11 protein-coding genes are annotated in these 16,708 nt (G+C 63.8%); 6 read left to right on the top strand and 5 right to left on the bottom strand.

Translation table 11 applies throughout. The features are described from left to right. Window positions 1–75 precede the first annotated feature (75 nt). A complete protein-coding gene (locus B0E46_RS10245) occupies window positions 76–1,113 on the bottom strand; it encodes a PHB depolymerase family esterase (RefSeq protein WP_077555678.1) in 1,038 nt (345 codons plus the stop codon). A 103-nt stretch (window positions 1,114–1,216) separates the two neighbouring features. Then, complete coding sequence (locus B0E46_RS10240) at window positions 1,217–3,448, bottom strand: TonB-dependent receptor (protein ID WP_077555677.1); 2,232 nt, start codon at window positions 3,446–3,448, stop codon at window positions 1,217–1,219. Between the two features lie 202 nt (window positions 3,449–3,650). On the opposite strand from B0E46_RS10240, the gene B0E46_RS10235 reads away from it, so the two are divergent. The 3 genes from B0E46_RS10235 to typA all read left to right on the top strand — a co-directional run bounded on the left by B0E46_RS10235 (window position 3,651) and on the right by typA (window position 7,966). After that, the gene (locus B0E46_RS10235) at window positions 3,651–5,048 is read left to right on the top strand and encodes a GntP family permease (RefSeq protein ID WP_077555676.1); all 1,398 of its coding nucleotides are present in this window, start codon (window positions 3,651–3,653) and stop codon (window positions 5,046–5,048) included. Window positions 5,049–5,197: 149 nt separating this feature from the next. Beyond that, complete coding sequence (locus B0E46_RS10230; protein ID WP_077555675.1) at window positions 5,198–5,899, top strand: lipase; 702 nt, start codon at window positions 5,198–5,200, stop codon at window positions 5,897–5,899. A 240-nt stretch (window positions 5,900–6,139) separates the two neighbouring features. After that, window positions 6,140–7,966, top strand: coding sequence for a translational GTPase TypA (gene typA / locus B0E46_RS10225; protein ID WP_077555674.1), 1,827 nt, complete (start codon window positions 6,140–6,142; stop codon window positions 7,964–7,966). Between the two features lie 56 nt (window positions 7,967–8,022). Here typA and B0E46_RS10220 read toward each other — a convergent pair whose 3' ends face one another. Continuing rightward, a complete protein-coding gene (locus tag B0E46_RS10220) occupies window positions 8,023–8,973 on the bottom strand; it encodes a LysR family transcriptional regulator (RefSeq protein WP_077555673.1) in 951 nt (316 codons plus the stop codon). Window positions 8,974–9,227: 254 nt separating this feature from the next. Between B0E46_RS10220 and acnA the strand changes: the two genes are divergently transcribed. Beyond that, on the top strand, window positions 9,228–11,978 hold the full coding sequence (acnA, locus tag B0E46_RS10215) for an aconitate hydratase AcnA (protein WP_077555672.1): 2,751 nt from the start codon (window positions 9,228–9,230) through the stop codon (window positions 11,976–11,978). A gap of 69 nt (window positions 11,979–12,047) precedes the next feature. Here the strand turns inward: acnA and B0E46_RS10210 are convergent, their stop codons facing one another. Next, on the bottom strand, window positions 12,048–12,494 hold the full coding sequence (locus tag B0E46_RS10210; protein WP_139350500.1) for a hypothetical protein: 447 nt from the start codon (window positions 12,492–12,494) through the stop codon (window positions 12,048–12,050). Window positions 12,495–12,637: 143 nt separating this feature from the next. Here B0E46_RS10210 and B0E46_RS10205 point away from each other — a divergent pair, with 143 nt between their 5' ends. Continuing rightward, window positions 12,638–14,317, top strand: a complete 1,680-nt coding sequence (locus tag B0E46_RS10205; protein ID WP_077555671.1) for an AMP-binding protein — start codon at window positions 12,638–12,640, stop codon at window positions 14,315–14,317. Between the two features lie 69 nt (window positions 14,318–14,386). On the opposite strand, the gene B0E46_RS10200 is transcribed toward B0E46_RS10205, so the two are convergent. After that, on the bottom strand, window positions 14,387–14,755 hold the full coding sequence (locus B0E46_RS10200) for a PilZ domain-containing protein (RefSeq protein WP_077555670.1): 369 nt from the start codon (window positions 14,753–14,755) through the stop codon (window positions 14,387–14,389). Between the two features lie 994 nt (window positions 14,756–15,749). On the opposite strand from B0E46_RS10200, the gene B0E46_RS10195 reads away from it, so the two are divergent. Further along, window positions 15,750–16,682, top strand: a complete 933-nt coding sequence (locus tag B0E46_RS10195; RefSeq protein ID WP_077555669.1) for a ScpA family protein — start codon at window positions 15,750–15,752, stop codon at window positions 16,680–16,682. Window positions 16,683–16,708: the final 26 nt, after the last annotated feature.

Below are 16,708 nucleotides of genomic sequence, written 5' to 3'. Positions count from 1 at the left end.
GGTCACGCTCCTTCCCCTTGCATGCCCCGAAGAAGGGACTCCCTTCAGTCGCAGGGGGAGGAGCAGAAACTGGCATCAGTGCCCAGTTGGCAATCCAAGCGCACGCACCGCGTCCACCAGCCAGCGCAACTGCACGCCCTGGCGGCTGTCGTAGTCGGCTCCGGAATATCCCCACCAGTCCCAGCATGCTTGCGGATTCAAGGGCGCGAAACTTGCGCGGGTCTGAGGATATAGCACGGCCACATCATAGACATCGGCCCAGCGATTGAAGCCGGCGTCTTTCACGAAGGCCTCGCCCACCGCGTCGGCGTTTTGCTTGCAGCCATGGAACGCGACCACCAGACCGCACGGCTTGCCCGCGAGGCAGTCCGGTGGCAGATAGACGTAACCGGTCTTGGCCAGTAACGCGTCGGCACCCCCGGGGCGCAGGGCATCCTGGTCGAATGCGCGCAGTTCGCCGTGTGCCTGCGCCGCCGCATGGGCCGGCTTGCCGAACATCTGCGCGAAGATTTCACCGGCCGCATCGAAGCCGCAATGGCCGAGATACGGCGACACCGACTTGTCGCAATCGTCGCCGTTCGCCGCCACCGGCAGGTTGTGCGCGAACGCGCGCCGGCCATCGTCATGCACCTGCATGCCGCTCAGGCCTGCCGTGGTGTCACGCAGTTGCCCGTAGAAATGCGCACCCGCCTCCGCCACTGCCGGCGCCACCAGCGCATCGGCGCTGCCGTGCAACAGGTAGACGTGCGCATGCGCGAGATCCTTCAACGGACCGATCTCACCAGCGGCGGCACGCTTGGTGGCGCTCGCCACCAGTGCGCCCACATCCGGTGCCGGCACGCCCTTCATGCAACTGCCCAGCGCAACTTCGAGCTTGCCGCCAGCGCAACCGTAAGGCCCACCGGCAACCAGCGCCGCGTTCGGGAACAGCTCCGGATAGGCCAGCTGCGCTTGCGTCGCCATATAGGCGCCGGACGAAAGCCCGACCACGGCGACCCGCGCGGGATCGAGCTTCAGCTTCGGCAGGGAACCTGTCGGTTGGGCCGCACAGGCGCTGCCGCTGGCCAGCAGCAGCGACAGGCCGAACGGACGGATCCAGGTTTTCAACGGCATCGACGATCTCCATGGTTCGACAACAGCACGTACCGAGTATGCAGCGTGCCCATGCGATGCCTCCATGGCATGGCATGAGCGCGCCATCATCAGGCTTGACCGCTCAGAACGCGTACCGCGCGCTGAGGGTCACCATGCGCGGAGCGCCGTAGTAGCCGGTGACGATGCCCAGCGCCGCGATGTTGTAGCCGGTGGTGCGATACGACTTGTTGGCCAGGTTGGTGCCCTGCAGGCTCAACGTCCACGGTGCATTGATCTGCCAGATCAGGCCAGCGTTCCACAGGCCGTAGGCCGGCTGCGCGATCAGCGGCGACAGCGTGGTCTCCGGATACACCATGCTCTGGTAGGTGTAATTGAGGCGCGCTGTGAGGCTGCCGCCATTGGCCAGCGGGTGCGTGTTCTCCAGCGACAGGGCACCGGAGAACTTCGGCGCGTTGGTGAATTTCTGCTGGTCGGCGACGTTGACGCCACCGCTGAGGAACTGGGTGTACTTGGTGTGCATCCAGGCGAAGTTGCCGCTGAGGGTCCAGTTCTCCGCCGGCTTCCAGGCGAACTCCTCTTCCAGCCCGTCGATATGGCCCTTGCCGGCATTGGTGAAGTCGCCGAAGAAACCCTGGCTGCCATTCGGCAAGGTGTAGGAGGTGAACACCGACAGCTGGATGTTCGAATAGATGTTGTGGAACAGCGCCGTGTTCATCATCAGCGCGTCGTCGAGGAAGGTCATCTTGCTGCCCAGCTCGAACGACTGCACCTTCTCGTCCTCGATCGGCCGACACGAGGAAGGAATGGCTGCGCAGTTCGCACGGATGTTGTAGCCGCCGGAGTGGAAGCCGGTGCTGTAGCTGCCGTAGAGCTTGACGTTGTCGTTGAGGCTCCAGTCCAGCGAGACCTTGGGCGAGGCATTGTTCGAGGTGTGCGAACCGGTGAAATTGGCCAGTACCGCGATCGGCGTGGTGAAGCTCTCGTTGGCAAAGCCGTAGTTCTGGATGACCGCACTCTTGGTCTCGCGCGTGAAGCGCGCACCCACGTCGAGGCTCAGGCTCGGACTGATGTCCCAGGTGAAGTCGCCGTAGGCTGCCAGGCTGCGCGTGCTGATGCTGCCGCCGGTGCTGCCGTATTGCGAGTAGCCCAGCGTGCTGTAAGGCGGCGAACCCAGAAAGATATTGTGGATCTCGCCGTCGGCGGAACCATTGAAGTAGTACAGGCCGGCGACGCCATGCACGGTGCTGCCTGAGTCATAGTTGGCCTGCAGCTCCTGGCTGAACTGGTGGTCCTTGTAGATCGCGCTGACGTCCGCGATCTTCTCCGGCAAGGTATCGAAGTCGATGTTCGTGTCGGTCGACGAGCCACGCACGGCGGTCACCGACTTCAACGTCCAGTCCTGGCTGGCGATCCAGTTCATCGTGAGCGAAGTGCCGTAAAGTTTGGTGTGGTTGACCTGGGCCATGCCGCTGCGGGTGTCGTAGTCGCTGGAAAGCGGCGCATACGCCGGGTCGAACATGTTCGCGACGAGCATCTTCGCGCCGCGCGGATTGGAGTTGTCGCGCACGCCGTCCACCGACAATTGGGCATTGAAAGTGCTCGACGGGAAGAAACCGAGCGTGGCGCGCGCGGAGTTGGTGTTCTTGTTGCCGTTGCGGCTGCCGCTGAGCAGATCGGTGCCGAAACCGTCGTTGTGTTCGCTGGCATAGGCCACGCGGCCGCGCCACACGCCGTCGGCACTGGCGCCGCCCACGTTGGCCTTGATGTCCTTCTCGCCGTGGGTGCCGCCGGTCACCTCCACCGAGCCTTCGGTCTTGGTCGGCAACGGCGCCGACACGTACTTGATCGCGCCGCCGATGGTGTTCTTGCCGTACAGGCTGCCCTGCGGGCCGCGCAATACCTCGATGCGGCTGACATCGAACACGTCGAGCACGGCGCCCTGCGGGCGGGCCATGTAGACATCGTCGAGATAGATGCCGACCGCCGGATCGAAGCCCCAGGTCGGGTCGGCCTGGCCGATGCCGCGGATATAGGCGGTAAGCGTGGTGTTGGAGCCGCGTGCCGCATAGATCTGCAGCGAAGGCACCTTGCCCTGCAGGTCGGCGAGGTTCTGCACATTCTGCGTGTACAGCGAGTCGGCGGTGAACGCGCTCACCGCGATCGGCACGTCCTGCAGGGTCTCCGCACGTTTGCGCGCGGTCACCGTGACCTGGCCGAGCTGCTTGGCATTGGCCGGCTTGCCCTGCTCGGCCGTGGTGCTGCTGTCGCTGCTTTGCTGGGCATACAGCGGTGCGGCAAACAGCAGGCCCGTCGTCGCCAGACCAATCGCCAGACTCAGATACGTGCGCTTCATGACTTCCCCTTTCGACTTGGCGCATCCATCGCTGAAGGATGCAGGCAGTGACGCAGCCATCGACGATGGATGCTGATGCGACGAAGAGTAGGCAGCCGGCACCGGCACGACACTTGTACCTTCGTACAGTGCCCGCGCGGCCGGCCCGCGCCGATACTCGGCCCTCGTCGATTCCGACCTAGTCTCCCGAGGATCCGCAAGGATGGCTTTCCTGATCGTGCTGGCCGCGCTGTGTTTCCTGATGTTCGCGGCGTATCGCGGCTACAGCGTGATCCTGTTCGCGCCGATCGCCGCGCTCGGCGCGGTGCTGCTGACCGAACCGGCGCTGGTCGCGCCGATGTTCACCGGCCTGTTCATGGACAAGATGGTCGGCTTCCTCAAGCTGTACTTCCCGGTGTTCATGCTCGGCGCGGTGTTCGGCAAGCTGATCGAGCTGTCCGGCTTCTCCAAGGCGATCGTCGCCGCCACCATCGGCCTGGTCGGGCGCAGCCGCGCGATTCTCTCCATCGTGCTGGTGTGCGCGCTGCTCACCTACGGCGGCGTGTCGCTGTTCGTGGTGGTGTTCGCGGTGTATCCGTTCGCGGCCGAACTGTTCCGCGCCAGCAACATCCCGAAGCGGCTGATCCCCGGCACGATCGCCCTGGGCGCCTTCACCTTCACCATGGATTCGCTGCCGGGCACGCCGCAGATACAGAACATCATCCCCACCGCGTTTTTCGGCACCAACGCCTGGGCGGCGCCGTGGCTGGGCACGATCGGCGCGGTGTTCATCCTGATCGTGGGCATGGCCTATCTGGAATCGCGTCGGCGCAAGGCCGCCGCCGCGGGCGAAGGTTATGGCGACAACCTGCTCAACGAACCGGTGCCGTTCGATGACGCCAGACTCGCCCACCCGCTGATCGCGTTGCTGCCGCTGGTGCTGGTCGGCGTCTGCAACAAACTGTTCACCGATCTCGTTCCGCGTGTCTACGGCGAAACCCAGTCGTTCCTGCCCAGCGTGGTGGGCGACGCCAAACCGGTGGTACAGGAAGTGGCCAAGATCGCCGCGATCTGGGCGGTGGAAGGGGCGCTGCTGGTCGGCATCCTGTGCGTGCTGGCGTTCGCCTGGCGACCGGTGATCCGGCAGTTTGCCGATGGCAGCAAGGCGGCGGTCGGGGGTGCCTTGCTGGCCTCGATGAATACCGCCTCGGAATACGGCTTCGGCGCGGTGATCGCCGCGCTGCCCGGTTTCAAGGTGGTCGCCGACGCGCTGCATGCGATCCCGAACCCGCTGGTCAACGAAGCCGTCACCGTGACCGCGCTGGCCGGCATCACCGGTTCGGCCTCCGGCGGCATGGGCATCGCGCTGGCGGCGATGGCCGACACCTTCATCGCTAATGCGCATGCGGCCGGGATCCCGCTGGAGGTGATGCACCGGGTCGCCGCGATGGCCTCCGGCGGCATGGACACGCTGCCGCACAACGGCGCGGTGATCACCCTGCTGGCGGTGACCGGACTGACCCATCGGCAGTCCTACCGGGACATCTTCGCGATCACCGCGATCAAGACGCTGGCGGTGCTGATGGTGATCGCGGCTTACTACCTGACCGGCCTGATCTAGCCGTCTGAAGCGGCACCACGACGTCGCTCCCCCGACCGGCGAAACGCCGGTTGACGACGCCAGCCCGATCCGGAGCTGCCCGGCTTTCCGTGCGGCTCTCCTGATTCCGTGCAAACGGAATCGTCGTGAAGCAAAGGGAGATACGAGCGATGTCGATCAAAACCTGCATCCTGGGGCTGCTGGCCCTGTTGCTGTTCATGCCGGTCATGGCGCTGCATGCCGCCTGCCATGACACCGTGGTGATGGTGCACGGCAATACCGGCAGCCCTACCGATTTCCAGAACACTTACAACCTGCTGCGCCAAAGCGGCTGGAGCGATGCACAGATCATCGCGCCGGCCTGGGGCAACGCTTTCTGTGCCGCCTGCAACGACCACAACGGCAGCGAGGAGACTCCGGTGGCCGATGCAATCACCAGTGCCATCGCCACCTCCTGCAGCGGGCACATTGATGTGATCGGCCACTCGATGGGGGTCACTTTGGCCATGCGTGAAATCGACAAGCTGGGCGTCGCCAGCAAAGTCGACGTGTTCATTGGGATCGCTGGTGCCGTGCACGGGCTGTGGTCGTGTGGCATGTATCCGTTCAACGTCGCCAACGCAACCTGCGGCTACTACGGATTGTCGGTGCACAGTCCGTTCCTGCTGGGCATTGCCGGGCATCGCTTCGGCGTGCGCATGTATTCGATGAAATCATGGAGCGACGAAATCAACTGCGCCACGGGCACCTGCCTCGTTGATGGCGTACATACCTCGACGATTCCGGGCGAGAACTCCAGTTTCGACTACCCCTATGGCCACTATCAGCTGTTGTTGCTGACCGCTGCCGACCAAGTAGGCTTGCTGAAGTAACACCGTCGGCGGGCGCGGGCGCGTATCGGCAACGCCCGCGCCCGCCGACCACCCCAATTTCCGCCCCAGCCGACGGGTCTGCCTGGCCCGGATGCTGCGTCCCGGGCGGTTCGTTCGTTGCAGCTGCCTGAACCTGTTTTCGAGCAATGCAGGCAAGTCGTCACATAAGTACGTATAATCCTCGGGTTAATCCTTCTGTTAACCCACGTGGTGGCTCCAAGCGCCACCCGAGTCGATCCCATGTCCATCGAAAAACTGCGCAATATTGCCATCGTCGCCCACGTCGACCACGGCAAGACCACTCTCGTCGATTGCCTGCTGAAGCAATCCGGCACGCTCAACGAGCGCACCGTGCTGGCCGAACGCGTGATGGACTCGAACGACCAGGAAAAGGAGCGCGGCATCACCATCCTGGCCAAGAACACCGCCATCACCTGGCAGGGCAACCGCATCAACATCGTCGACACGCCGGGACACGCGGACTTCGGCGGCGAAGTGGAGCGCGTGCTGTCGATGGTCGACTCGGTGCTGATCCTGGTCGACGCGATGGACGGCCCGATGCCGCAGACCCGCTTCGTGACGCAGAAGGCCTTCGCGATGGGCTTCAAGCCGATCGTGGTGATCAACAAGGTCGACCGTCCGGGCTCGCGTCCGGAATGGGTCGTTGAGCAGGTGTGGGATCTGTTCGACCGCCTCGGCGCCACGCCGGAGCAGATGGACTTCCCGATCGTCTACGCCTCGGCGCTGAACGGCTACGCCAGCCTCGACGACAGCGTGCGCGAAGGCGACATGACCCCGCTGTACGAAGCGATCATGCAGCACGTGAGCAAGCCGGACGTGGATCCGGACGGTCCGTTCCAGATGCGCATCAGCCAGCTCGACTACAACAACTTTGTCGGCGTGATCGGCATCGGACGCATCCAGCGCGGCACCTTGAAGAAGGGCATGCCGGTCTCCGTGGTTGATCGCCATGGCAAGAAGCGCCAGGGCAAGGTGATGCAGGTGCTTGGCTTCCTGGGCCTGGAGCGGATCGAGCAGGACAGCGCCGAGGCTGGCGACATCGTCGCGATCTCGGGTATCGCCGACCTGACCATCTCCGACACCGTCTGCGCGCTGGATACCCCGGAAGCGCTGCCGGCGCTGACCGTGGACGAGCCGACGATCTCGATGACCTTCCAGGTCAACAACTCGCCGTTCGCCGGCAACAAGGATCTGTCCGGCGGCAAGTTCCTCACCAGCCGCCAGCTGCGTGAACGCCTGGATCGCGAGCAGGTGCACAACGTGGCGCTGAAGGTCGAGGAAGGTTCCGACGCCGACAAGTTCCTGGTCTCCGGCCGTGGCGAGCTGCATCTGTCGGTGCTGATCGAGAACATGCGCCGCGAAGGCTACGAGCTGGCCGTATCGCGCCCGGAAGTGATCATCAAGGAGATCGACGGCCAGAAGATGGAGCCGATCGAGCAGTTGGTGGTCGACGTGGAGGAAGTCCACCAGGGCGCCGTGATGGAAAGGCTCGGCGTGCGCAAGGGCCAGCTGAAGAACATGGAGTCCGACGGCAAGGGTCGCGTGCGTCTGGATTACGAGATCCCGGCGCGTGGCCTGATCGGCTTCCAGAACCAGTTCAAGACCCTGACCCAGGGTTCCGGCCTGCTGTTCCACGTGTTCGACCATTACGGTCCGAAGGAAGACGGCCAGATCGCCAAGCGCCTCAACGGCGTGATGATCGCCAACGCCGGCGGCACCACCCCCGCCTATTCGCTGGGGCCGCTGCAGGATCGCGGCAAGCTGTTCGCCGCCGAAGGCGACAACGTGTATGAAGGCCAGCTGGTCGGCATCCACGCCAAGGACAACGACCTGACCGTCAACGTGATCAAGCCCAAGCCGCTGACCAACATGCGCGCCTCGGGCAAGGACGATGCGATCCAGCTGACCCCGGCGATCAAGTTCACGCTGGAACAGGCACTCGACTTCATCGACGACGACGAGCTGGTCGAGGTCACCCCGAAGGAAATCCGCCTGCGCAAGAAGCACCTCACCGAGAACGACCGCAAGCGCGCCTCGCGCGGCTGAGTCGTCGCCTCATGATGAAACGGAAGGCCGCCGCAAGGCGGCCTTCTGCTGTGCGGTCATGGCGTGGCGGTTTTTGCCTTCGCGCCCATCACGCGCAAACCCGGCCGCTGCCGTGCCAGCTTGCGCAGCAGTTCGGCAAACGCCTGCAGGTCGTCGTGCCACGGCGAGGCGTCACGCCAGTACAACGCGATCTCCCTGCCCGGCGCCTGCCCTTTCAGCTTGGCCAGCACGATGTTGGGCATCGAGGCCAGCCGCTCGTGCGCCAGCGCGGGCACCAGCGCGTAGCCGCCACGCAGGCTGACCAGCGCGGCGAGGCTTTCCAGGCTGACATCCTGCACATGGCCATGCTCGCCGCCATCGCCATCGAGGCCATCGGCATGACTCTCGGCCATCAAGGTGGCCTCGGCCGGATCGAGCTGGTCCAGCGCGATGCTGCTCTGGCCGGCCAGCGGATGATCGGCACGCAGCATCAGCTCCCACGGTTCGGCAAACAGCGGCCGCATTGCGATGCCGCTGGCCGCTGGCGTCGGCGGCGCCAGCACCGCATCGAGCTCACCCTCGTGCAGGCGGCGCAGCAGGCCGCGCGGCTTGCCTTCGGACAGGCTCAACCGGGCCCCCGGAAAATGCTGCGGAAACGGCGCGATCAGATGCGGCAGCAGATAGGGTCCGAGCGACGCCGGCACGCCGAGCCGCAACTCGCCACCGAAGGCGACCGTACCGGCACGGGCGACCTGTTGCAGGTGTTCGCCCGCGGCGAGCACGGCGTCGATCTGCTGCAGCAAGCGCTGGCCGCCGGCGGTCGGCACGATGCGGCGCCCGCCACGTTCGAACAGCGGCGCACCCAATGCCTGTTCCACCTTCTGCACCTGGTGCGACAGCCCGGACGGGCTGATGTGCATGGCCCGTGCGGCGCTGTTGAAACTGCCATGGCGATGCACCGCCTGCACCAGCGCGAGATCGCGCAGCGAGACGGCGGCGAGGGCCATCGAAATCATCGAATGCTGCATGTCATCAAATACGTTTGTGCATAACGGACCCTGCGCCCATGCTAGGCGGCGAACCAGCACCGCGACCGCCGTTGCCCATGCCGCAGTCTACCTGCCTGAACCCATGCCGCCACCAGGCTCGCTCACGCAGCCGGAACCGGCCGAGCGGTTAGCGACGACTCCGCGTTTGCGCGATAATTGCGTTCTTTGCCGGTCCGGCAAGCGCGCACTCGTTGCCCCCATCCCAGCCGCAGGATTTAGCCAGGAGTTCCCCCATGAAAGATTCATTCTCGGTACGCGACACGCTCGAAGCCAACGGCAAGCGCTACAGCTACGCCAGCCTGGCCAAGCTGGGCCAGCGCTTCGACCTGAAGCGCCTGCCCTATTCGATGAAGATCCTGCTGGAAAACCTGCTGCGGCACGAGGACGGCGTCAACGTCACCACCAAGGAAATCGAGGCGGTAGCGAACTGGAACGCCAAGGCCGAGCCGGATACCGAGATCTCCTTCATGCCCGCCCGCGTGGTACTGCAGGACTTCACCGGCGTGCCGTGCGTGGTCGACCTGGCCGCGATGCGTGATGCGGTAGTGAAGCTGGGTGGCGACGCCAACCAGATCAACCCGCTGGCGCCGGCCGAACTGGTCATCGACCATTCGGTGCAGGTCGATGCCTACGGCTCGGCCAGTGCGCTGGAGCAGAACGTCGAGATCGAGTTCCACCGCAACCAGGAGCGCTACTCCTTCCTGCGCTGGGGCCAGAAGGCGTTCAACAACTTCAAGGTGGTGCCGCCACGCACCGGCATCGTGCACCAGGTGAACCTGGAGCACCTCGCCCGCGTGGTGTTCACCAATGATGCCAACGGCGAGAACTGGGCCTATCCGGACACCGTGTTCGGCACCGACTCGCACACCACCATGATCAACGGCATCGGCGTGCTGGGCTGGGGCGTGGGCGGCATCGAGGCCGAAGCCGCGATGCTCGGCCAGCCCTCCTCGATGCTGATTCCGCAAGTGGTCGGCTTCAGGCTGACCGGCAAGCTGCCGGAAGGCGTCACCGCCACCGACCTGGTGCTCACCGTCACCCAGATGCTGCGCAAGCTTGGCGTGGTCGGCAAGTTCGTCGAGTTCTTCGGCGATGGCCTGGCCCACCTGCCGCTGGCCGATCGCGCCACGATCGCCAACATGGCGCCGGAATATGGCGCAACCTGCGGCATCTTCCCGATCGACCAGGAAGCACTCAACTACATGCACCTGTCCGGCCGTGACGCCGCGCAGATCGCGCTGGTCGAGGCCTATGCCAAGGCGCAGGGCCTGTGGCACGACGCCAACACCCCGCATGCCGAGTTCACCACCACACTGGAACTGGACCTGGCCGACGTCAGGCCGTCGCTGGCCGGCCCGAAGCGCCCGCAGGATCGCGTGCTGCTGGAAGGCGTGCAGAAGAGCTTCCACGACGCCGTGGGTCCGCTCACCGCCAACCGCAAGCCGAAGAACGACGACAGCGCGAGTTTCACCAACGAGGGTGGCTCGGCCGCGATCGGCAATCCCGCCAATGCCATCACCAACGATGGCGTGCGCGTGGAGAAGGACGGCGAGAGCTTCAAGATCGGTGACGGCTCGGTGGTGATCGCCGCGATCACCTCGTGCACCAACACCTCCAACCCGGCGGTGATGCTGGGCGCCGGCCTGCTGGCGAAGAAGGCCGCCGCCAAGGGCCTCAAGGCCAAGCCATGGGTGAAGACCTCGATCGGCCCGGGTTCGCTGGTGGTCAGCGACTACCTCGAAAAGACCGGACTGTTGAAGGAACTGGAGAAGATCGGCTTCTACATCGTCGGCTACGGCTGCACCACCTGCATCGGCAACTCCGGCCCGCTGCCGGTCGAGATCAGCAAGGGCATCGCCGAGGGCGACCTCGCCGTGGCCTCGGTGCTCTCCGGCAACCGCAACTTCGAAGGCCGCGTGCATCCGGAAGTGAAGATGAACTACCTGGCTTCGCCGCCGCTGGTGGTCGCCTACGCGCTGGCCGGTACGCTGGACATCGACCTGACTAAGGATGCGCTCGGCACCGGCAGCGACGGTCAGCCGGTGTATCTGAAGGACATCTGGCCGAGCAACAAGGAAATCTCCGACACGATTGCTGGTGCGATCAATCCGGCGATGTTCGAGAAGAACTATGCCGACGTGTTCAAGGGCGACAGCCGCTGGAACCAGATCGCCTCGCCCGATGGCGCCTTGTTCAAGTGGGACGATTCCACCTATATCAAGAACCCGCCGTACTTCGACGGCATGAGCAAGGAAGCCGGCACCATCGAGGACATCCACGGTGCCAGCGTGCTCGGCCTGTTCGGCGACTCGATCACCACCGACCACATCTCGCCGGCCGGCTCGATCAAGAAGGACAGCCCGGCAGGCCGCTTCCTGATCTCCAAGGGCGTCGATCCGAAGGACTTCAACTCCTACGGCTCGCGCCGCGGCAACGACGACGTGATGGTGCGCGGCACCTTCGCCAACATCCGCATCAAGAACCTGATGCTGGACGGCGTGGAAGGCGGCTACACCCTGCACGTGCCGAGCGGCGAACAGCTGGCGATCTACGACGCAGCGATGAAGTACAAGGCGAGCAAGACCCCGCTGGTGGTGCTGGCAGGCAAGGAATACGGCACCGGCTCCTCGCGTGACTGGGCCGCCAAGGGCACCTTGCTGCTGGGCGTGAAGGCGGTGATCGCCGAGAGCTTCGAGCGCATCCATCGCTCCAACCTGGTCGGCATGGGCGTGCTGCCGTGCACCTTCAAGGATGGCCAGAGCGCGCAGTCGCTGGGCCTGACCGGCAAGGAGACCTTCGACATCACCGGTCTGGACGACGGCAACTCGAAGGAAGCCACCGTCACCGCTACTGCCGCCGACGGCAGCAAGAAGCAGTTCAGCGTGAACGTGATGCTGCTGACTCCGAAGGAACGCGAGTTCTTCCGCCACGGCGGCATCCTGCAGTACGTGCTGCGCCAGCTGGCCAGCAAGAAAGCCGCCTGAGTTTCAGCGTGACCTGAGCAACACGCAAACCGCCCCGGCATCCGGGGCGGTTTTTTATTGGCGCGCCAGCTACATCGAATGTTTCCAGCTTGCCGTATAACAGCGCCACTTGCCGTCATCCTTGCGCCACGCCGATTCGACCCGATAGAGGCCCATCTGGTCGGGCAACAGATGACTGCCGCTGGTCAGAGAGACCGTGAACGTGGCCACCATCCGCTCGCCGCGATGCTCGATCGCGACCGGCCCCATGGTCACGCCTACATGCTCGCCGCGCAGGGCGACAAGCCTGATCGTGTTCGCCAATGCGCGTCGATCAAGTTCACCGTCGTTGCCGTCGAAATCGTCGCTGAGCGGTGCAATGGCATCGCTCGCCGCATTCGTTTCGGCAGCCTGTGCAATCGAGGCAATCGCCTCGCGCACCTGGGCTTCGTCCGGCGTGCGTCGGCACCCCCACAACACCGCCGCGCAGAGCAGGAGAACGATCCACAGGCAAGCAGCTTTTCTCGATCGGCTCATGGTCGGAAACTCGGTGCAGTGCGGCTTGCCGCTGTACGCAGGCGTATGCTCCAATGAACAACGCGTCTGGCGCATGATGGATGCTGTGGTCATCCTAAAGCCATCATCGACCTGCAGTCATCGACAACACAGGGAACCCGAGCATGAGCAACGAACGTCCGTGGCTGGATCACTACCCGGCAGGCGTGCCCAGCCAGATCGACGTCAATACCTATGCCTCGGTACCGGCCGTGTTCGAGGAAGCGTTCAAGCAGTTTCACGAACGGCCGGCATTCGCGAATTTTGGCCGCCACCTGACCTATGGGCAGGTCGATGAAATGAGCCGCCAGTTTGCCGGCTATCTCACCGGCGAACTCAAGCTTGGCAAGGGCGACCGCATCGCTATCATGATGCCGAACGTGCTGCAGTATCCGATCGCGTTGTTCGGCGCGCTGCGTGCCGGCTTGATCGTGGTCAACACCAATCCGATGTACACCGCGCGCGAGCTCAAGCATCAGCTGGAGGATGCCGGTGCCAAGGCCATCGTGGTGCTGGACAACTTCGCCGCCACACTGCAGCAGGTCGTCGCGGAGACCCCTGTGCAGCACGTCATCACGACCGGCATCGGCGACCTGCTCGGTCCGAAGGGCGTGCTGATCAACTTCGCGCTCAAGCACGTCAAGAAAATGGTGCCTGCATTCGATCTGCCGCAGGCCGTGCGCTTCCGCGATGCACTTTCGCGTGGCGCGGCGCATCCGCTGCAACCGGTCACACTGGGGCACGACGACATCGCCTTCCTGCAATACACCGGCGGCACCACTGGCGTGGCCAAGGGCGCCATGCTGACCCACGGCAACATGATCGCGAACATGTTGCAGGCCGGCAGCTGGATCGGCAAGAACGCGCAGCCGGGCGAAGAAGTGATCATCACCGCGCTGCCGCTGTATCACATCTTTTCGCTGTGCGCGAACGGACTGGTGTTCACGCGCCTGGGCGGCCTCAACTGGCTGGTCACCAACCCGCGCGACATGCCCGGCTTCGTCAAGGAGTTGAAGCAATCCGGCTTCACCGCGCTGACCGGTGTCAACACGCTGTTCAACGGCCTGCTCAACACGCCGGGCTTTGCCGAGCTGGATTTCTCGAAACTGCACCTGACCCTGGGCGGCGGCATGGCCGTGCAGCGTGCGGTGGCCGACCGCTGGAAGAAGGTCACCGGCTGCACCCTGGCCGAAGCGTACGGACTGACCGAAACCTCGCCGGCGGTGTGCATCAATCCGCTCGACATCAAGGAATACAACGCCTCGATCGGCCTGCCGGTGCCGTCCACCGATGTGGCGATCTGGTCGGAGGAAGGACAGCCGCTGCCGACGGGTGAAGTGGGCGAACTGATGGTGCGCGGCCCGCAGGTGATGAAGGGTTACTGGCAACGCGAGGACGAGACCGCGAAGGTGCTCGGTGCCGATGGCTGGCTGCACACCGGCGACATCGCGAAGATGGACGAGAACGGCTACTTCTACATCGTCGACCGCAAGAAGGACATGATCCTGGTGTCCGGTTTCAACGTGTACCCGAACGAGGTCGAGGACGCCGTGATGCAGCATCCCGGCGTGCTCGAAGTGGCGGCCGTGGGCGTCCCGGACGAGCATTCCGGTGAAGTGGTGAAACTGTTCGTGGTGCGCAAGGACCCGAACCTTACCGAAGAAGCGCTCCGGCAGTTCTGCCGCGAAAACCTCACCGGCTACAAGCGGCCAAAGTTCATCGAGTTCCGCGATGCGCTGCCCAAGAGCAACGTGGGCAAGATCCTCCGCCGCGAATTGCGTGACGAGAAAAAAGCCGCGGCCTGACGCCGGCCCTCCGGAATCAAGAACGCCCGCGCGAGGCGGGCGTTTCTTGCTGCGACGACGGACTGGCGATCAGTTGTCCTTCCAATACTCCAGGATATCGGCGTAACCGCCCAGCAAGTTCCACAGCGGCACCTGCTTGTCCTCGGGTATGCGGCTGTAGGAAAAGCCGATGTGATGATCGGAAATGCGCGCGACCGCCGCCTCCAGGTGAATGTGCAGGTTGTGTCCGAAGATCATGTCGAGCACCCAGCGCTGCCCTACTTCGCCGGACCAGCCCAGTGGGCGCCGCAGCAGTGCGCCGGTCGCCGAAATGTCGACCAGCTCCGTCGGGTGCGACTCGCCGTTGCGGCTCATCAGCACCGTCGTCGCGATCTGCATGCGCGCCGGACGCAGCTGTTCCGGCATATTGTCATCTCGCACATTCTTGTCGGTCGTCATCGTCATCCCGTTGCTCTTGTCTGCACGCCTGCCGCTGGCAAAGACACCGTCCCGCAATTCTGGAACTGTCCCGGGGTGCATACGGCGACCATATCTCTGAAAGCAAGACGCCGGCTGTTCCGGTTAGCGCTATCCAAGCAATTAATATGCCACTTGTGAAATCCAGTATCTATATATGCTCAGGCTAGCTCTTTCGCAGCATTGCTGCCGTTTTCGCGCTGCCAGGCAGCTGATCCGCGTCCAGAACGCCACGGTAGCCATTGAAAACGAATCCATGGCGAGCACCTGTGATCGCAACGAATCCATGAGGCATCTCTATGCGGGCAATTGTCTGGAACGTCAGGTGCCGTACCGGACCGACGCATTAGGTCACAAGCCGCCCCACATCGACGATTCCGGTAAATCAGACGACATGACCGGTACAGGGACGACAAGTTGGCTGCATATTGTGCCTGTCTCCGTTACCCGGATGCAGCTTCAGGACACGCAGAGCCGGCCCGCACTTGGACGGAGTACCGGCAACCACGAGCCTCCACACCGCTGCACTGCTGGACTTGTCGCCAGGTAGCCGCTAATCTTTGCCAACGCGTGGCTTCATCCCGAATGCTTGCCGGTCATTCTCGGCAGCGGGTGAAGCTTCACCCGATAGCTCTGAAACCGATCAATAAAGAGTCATTGGCGTCAATGTTCGCCATCTCTGACTTGCACCTTTACCGTGGCTGACAACCCGGAACCGGCGCAAAGTGGTCGCCTGCAACCCGCCTGACCGAACCACCACGAGCGTGGCTTCATCATGCCGGTTGAGACGATGGCGCCAAGTGCGCCTCGGCGGAAGATGTGAAAGACCGCAGCACCCCTAACCGCACCTTGGGAACGCCGCCTTACCGCCGCATTCCAGACACGGACTTTCCATGGGTCATGCCAGCGCATGGAATGGTTCCGAATGTGTTGAACGCACTGCCAGCCGCTGAAGGCGGCCCAACGACATGTATTGATGAGTACTGAGCCAGTCGAGCCCGAGAGCCTGGTTACCGCACCGCAGGGTGCGTTTGCGTCGGTACCGCAACAGCAGGAAATGCCGCTGGCGATCGTGCGTGGGCAGCCGATGTTGCAGATGCCGCAGGATCTGTACATCCCGCCGGACGCGCTCGAGGTCATCCTGGAGTCGTTCGAGGGACCGCTGGACCTGCTGCTGTACCTGATCCGCCGGCAGAACCTGGATATCCTGGACATCCCGGTTGCCGAGATCACCCGGCAGTACATGACCTACATCGAGCTGATGCGCGATGTGATGCGACTGGAACTGGCTGCCGAATACCTGCTGATGGCCGCGATCCTGGCCGAGATCAAGTCGCGGCTGCTGTTGCCGCGACCACCGGCCGAGGAAGGGCTGGAGGAAGACCCTCGCGCCGAGCTGGTACGGCGCCTGCAGGAGTACGAGCGCTTCAAGCGCGCGGCGGAAGACATCGAAGCGCTGCCCCGGCTGGAGCGCGACACCGCGGTGGTGCATGCCGAGGTGGGCGAACGCAACGTGATCAAGTTGCCGCCGCCACTGGATCTGACCGAGCTGCTGCTGGCCCTGAAGGATGTGATGCACCGGGCCGAACTGTTCGGACACCACGCGATCAAGCGCGAGGCGCTCAGTGTGCGCCAACGCATGGGCGAACTGCTGAGCCGGCTGGACGACAACAGCTTCCACCGGTTCGAGAGTTTGTTCGACGTCAACGAAGGGCGCCTCGGTGTAGTGGTGACCTTCCTGGCGATGCTGGAACTGGCCAAGGAAATGCTGGTGGAAATTGTCCAGGAGGAGCCCTTGGCGCCGATCTATGTGAAAGCCAAGGCAAGCCACTCCGAAGCATTCGCCGAAGCCATGGCGGACGATGCACGAGCAGGCGAATCGGCCTTGCTCGAATCGTCCAACAAATGAACGACACCTACTGAATCGGCATCCGA

The organism is Rhodanobacter sp. B04 (genome assembly GCF_002001125.1).
Taxonomy (GTDB): domain Bacteria; phylum Pseudomonadota; class Gammaproteobacteria; order Xanthomonadales; family Rhodanobacteraceae; genus Rhodanobacter.
Note: the sequence above shows the minus strand (reverse complement) of the source record. Positions and strands in the feature narration are given on the sequence as shown.

Coding starts and splice junctions, on each gene's coding strand:
- B0E46_RS10245 (WP_077555678.1), bottom strand. CDS start 1,113: ATGCCGTTGAAAACCTGGATCCGTCCGTTCGGCCTGTCGCTGCTGCTG.
- B0E46_RS10240 (WP_077555677.1), bottom strand. CDS start 3,448: ATGAAGCGCACGTATCTGAGTCTGGCGATTGGTCTGGCGACGACGGGC.
- B0E46_RS10235 (WP_077555676.1), top strand. CDS start 3,651: ATGGCTTTCCTGATCGTGCTGGCCGCGCTGTGTTTCCTGATGTTCGCG.
- B0E46_RS10230 (WP_077555675.1), top strand. CDS start 5,198: ATGTCGATCAAAACCTGCATCCTGGGGCTGCTGGCCCTGTTGCTGTTC.
- typA (WP_077555674.1), top strand. CDS start 6,140: ATGTCCATCGAAAAACTGCGCAATATTGCCATCGTCGCCCACGTCGAC.
- B0E46_RS10220 (WP_077555673.1), bottom strand. CDS start 8,973: ATGCAGCATTCGATGATTTCGATGGCCCTCGCCGCCGTCTCGCTGCGC.
- acnA (WP_077555672.1), top strand. CDS start 9,228: ATGAAAGATTCATTCTCGGTACGCGACACGCTCGAAGCCAACGGCAAG.
- B0E46_RS10210 (WP_139350500.1), bottom strand. CDS start 12,494: ATGAGCCGATCGAGAAAAGCTGCTTGCCTGTGGATCGTTCTCCTGCTC.
- B0E46_RS10205 (WP_077555671.1), top strand. CDS start 12,638: ATGAGCAACGAACGTCCGTGGCTGGATCACTACCCGGCAGGCGTGCCC.
- B0E46_RS10200 (WP_077555670.1), bottom strand. CDS start 14,755: ATGACGACCGACAAGAATGTGCGAGATGACAATATGCCGGAACAGCTG.
- B0E46_RS10195 (WP_077555669.1), top strand. CDS start 15,750: ATGAGTACTGAGCCAGTCGAGCCCGAGAGCCTGGTTACCGCACCGCAG.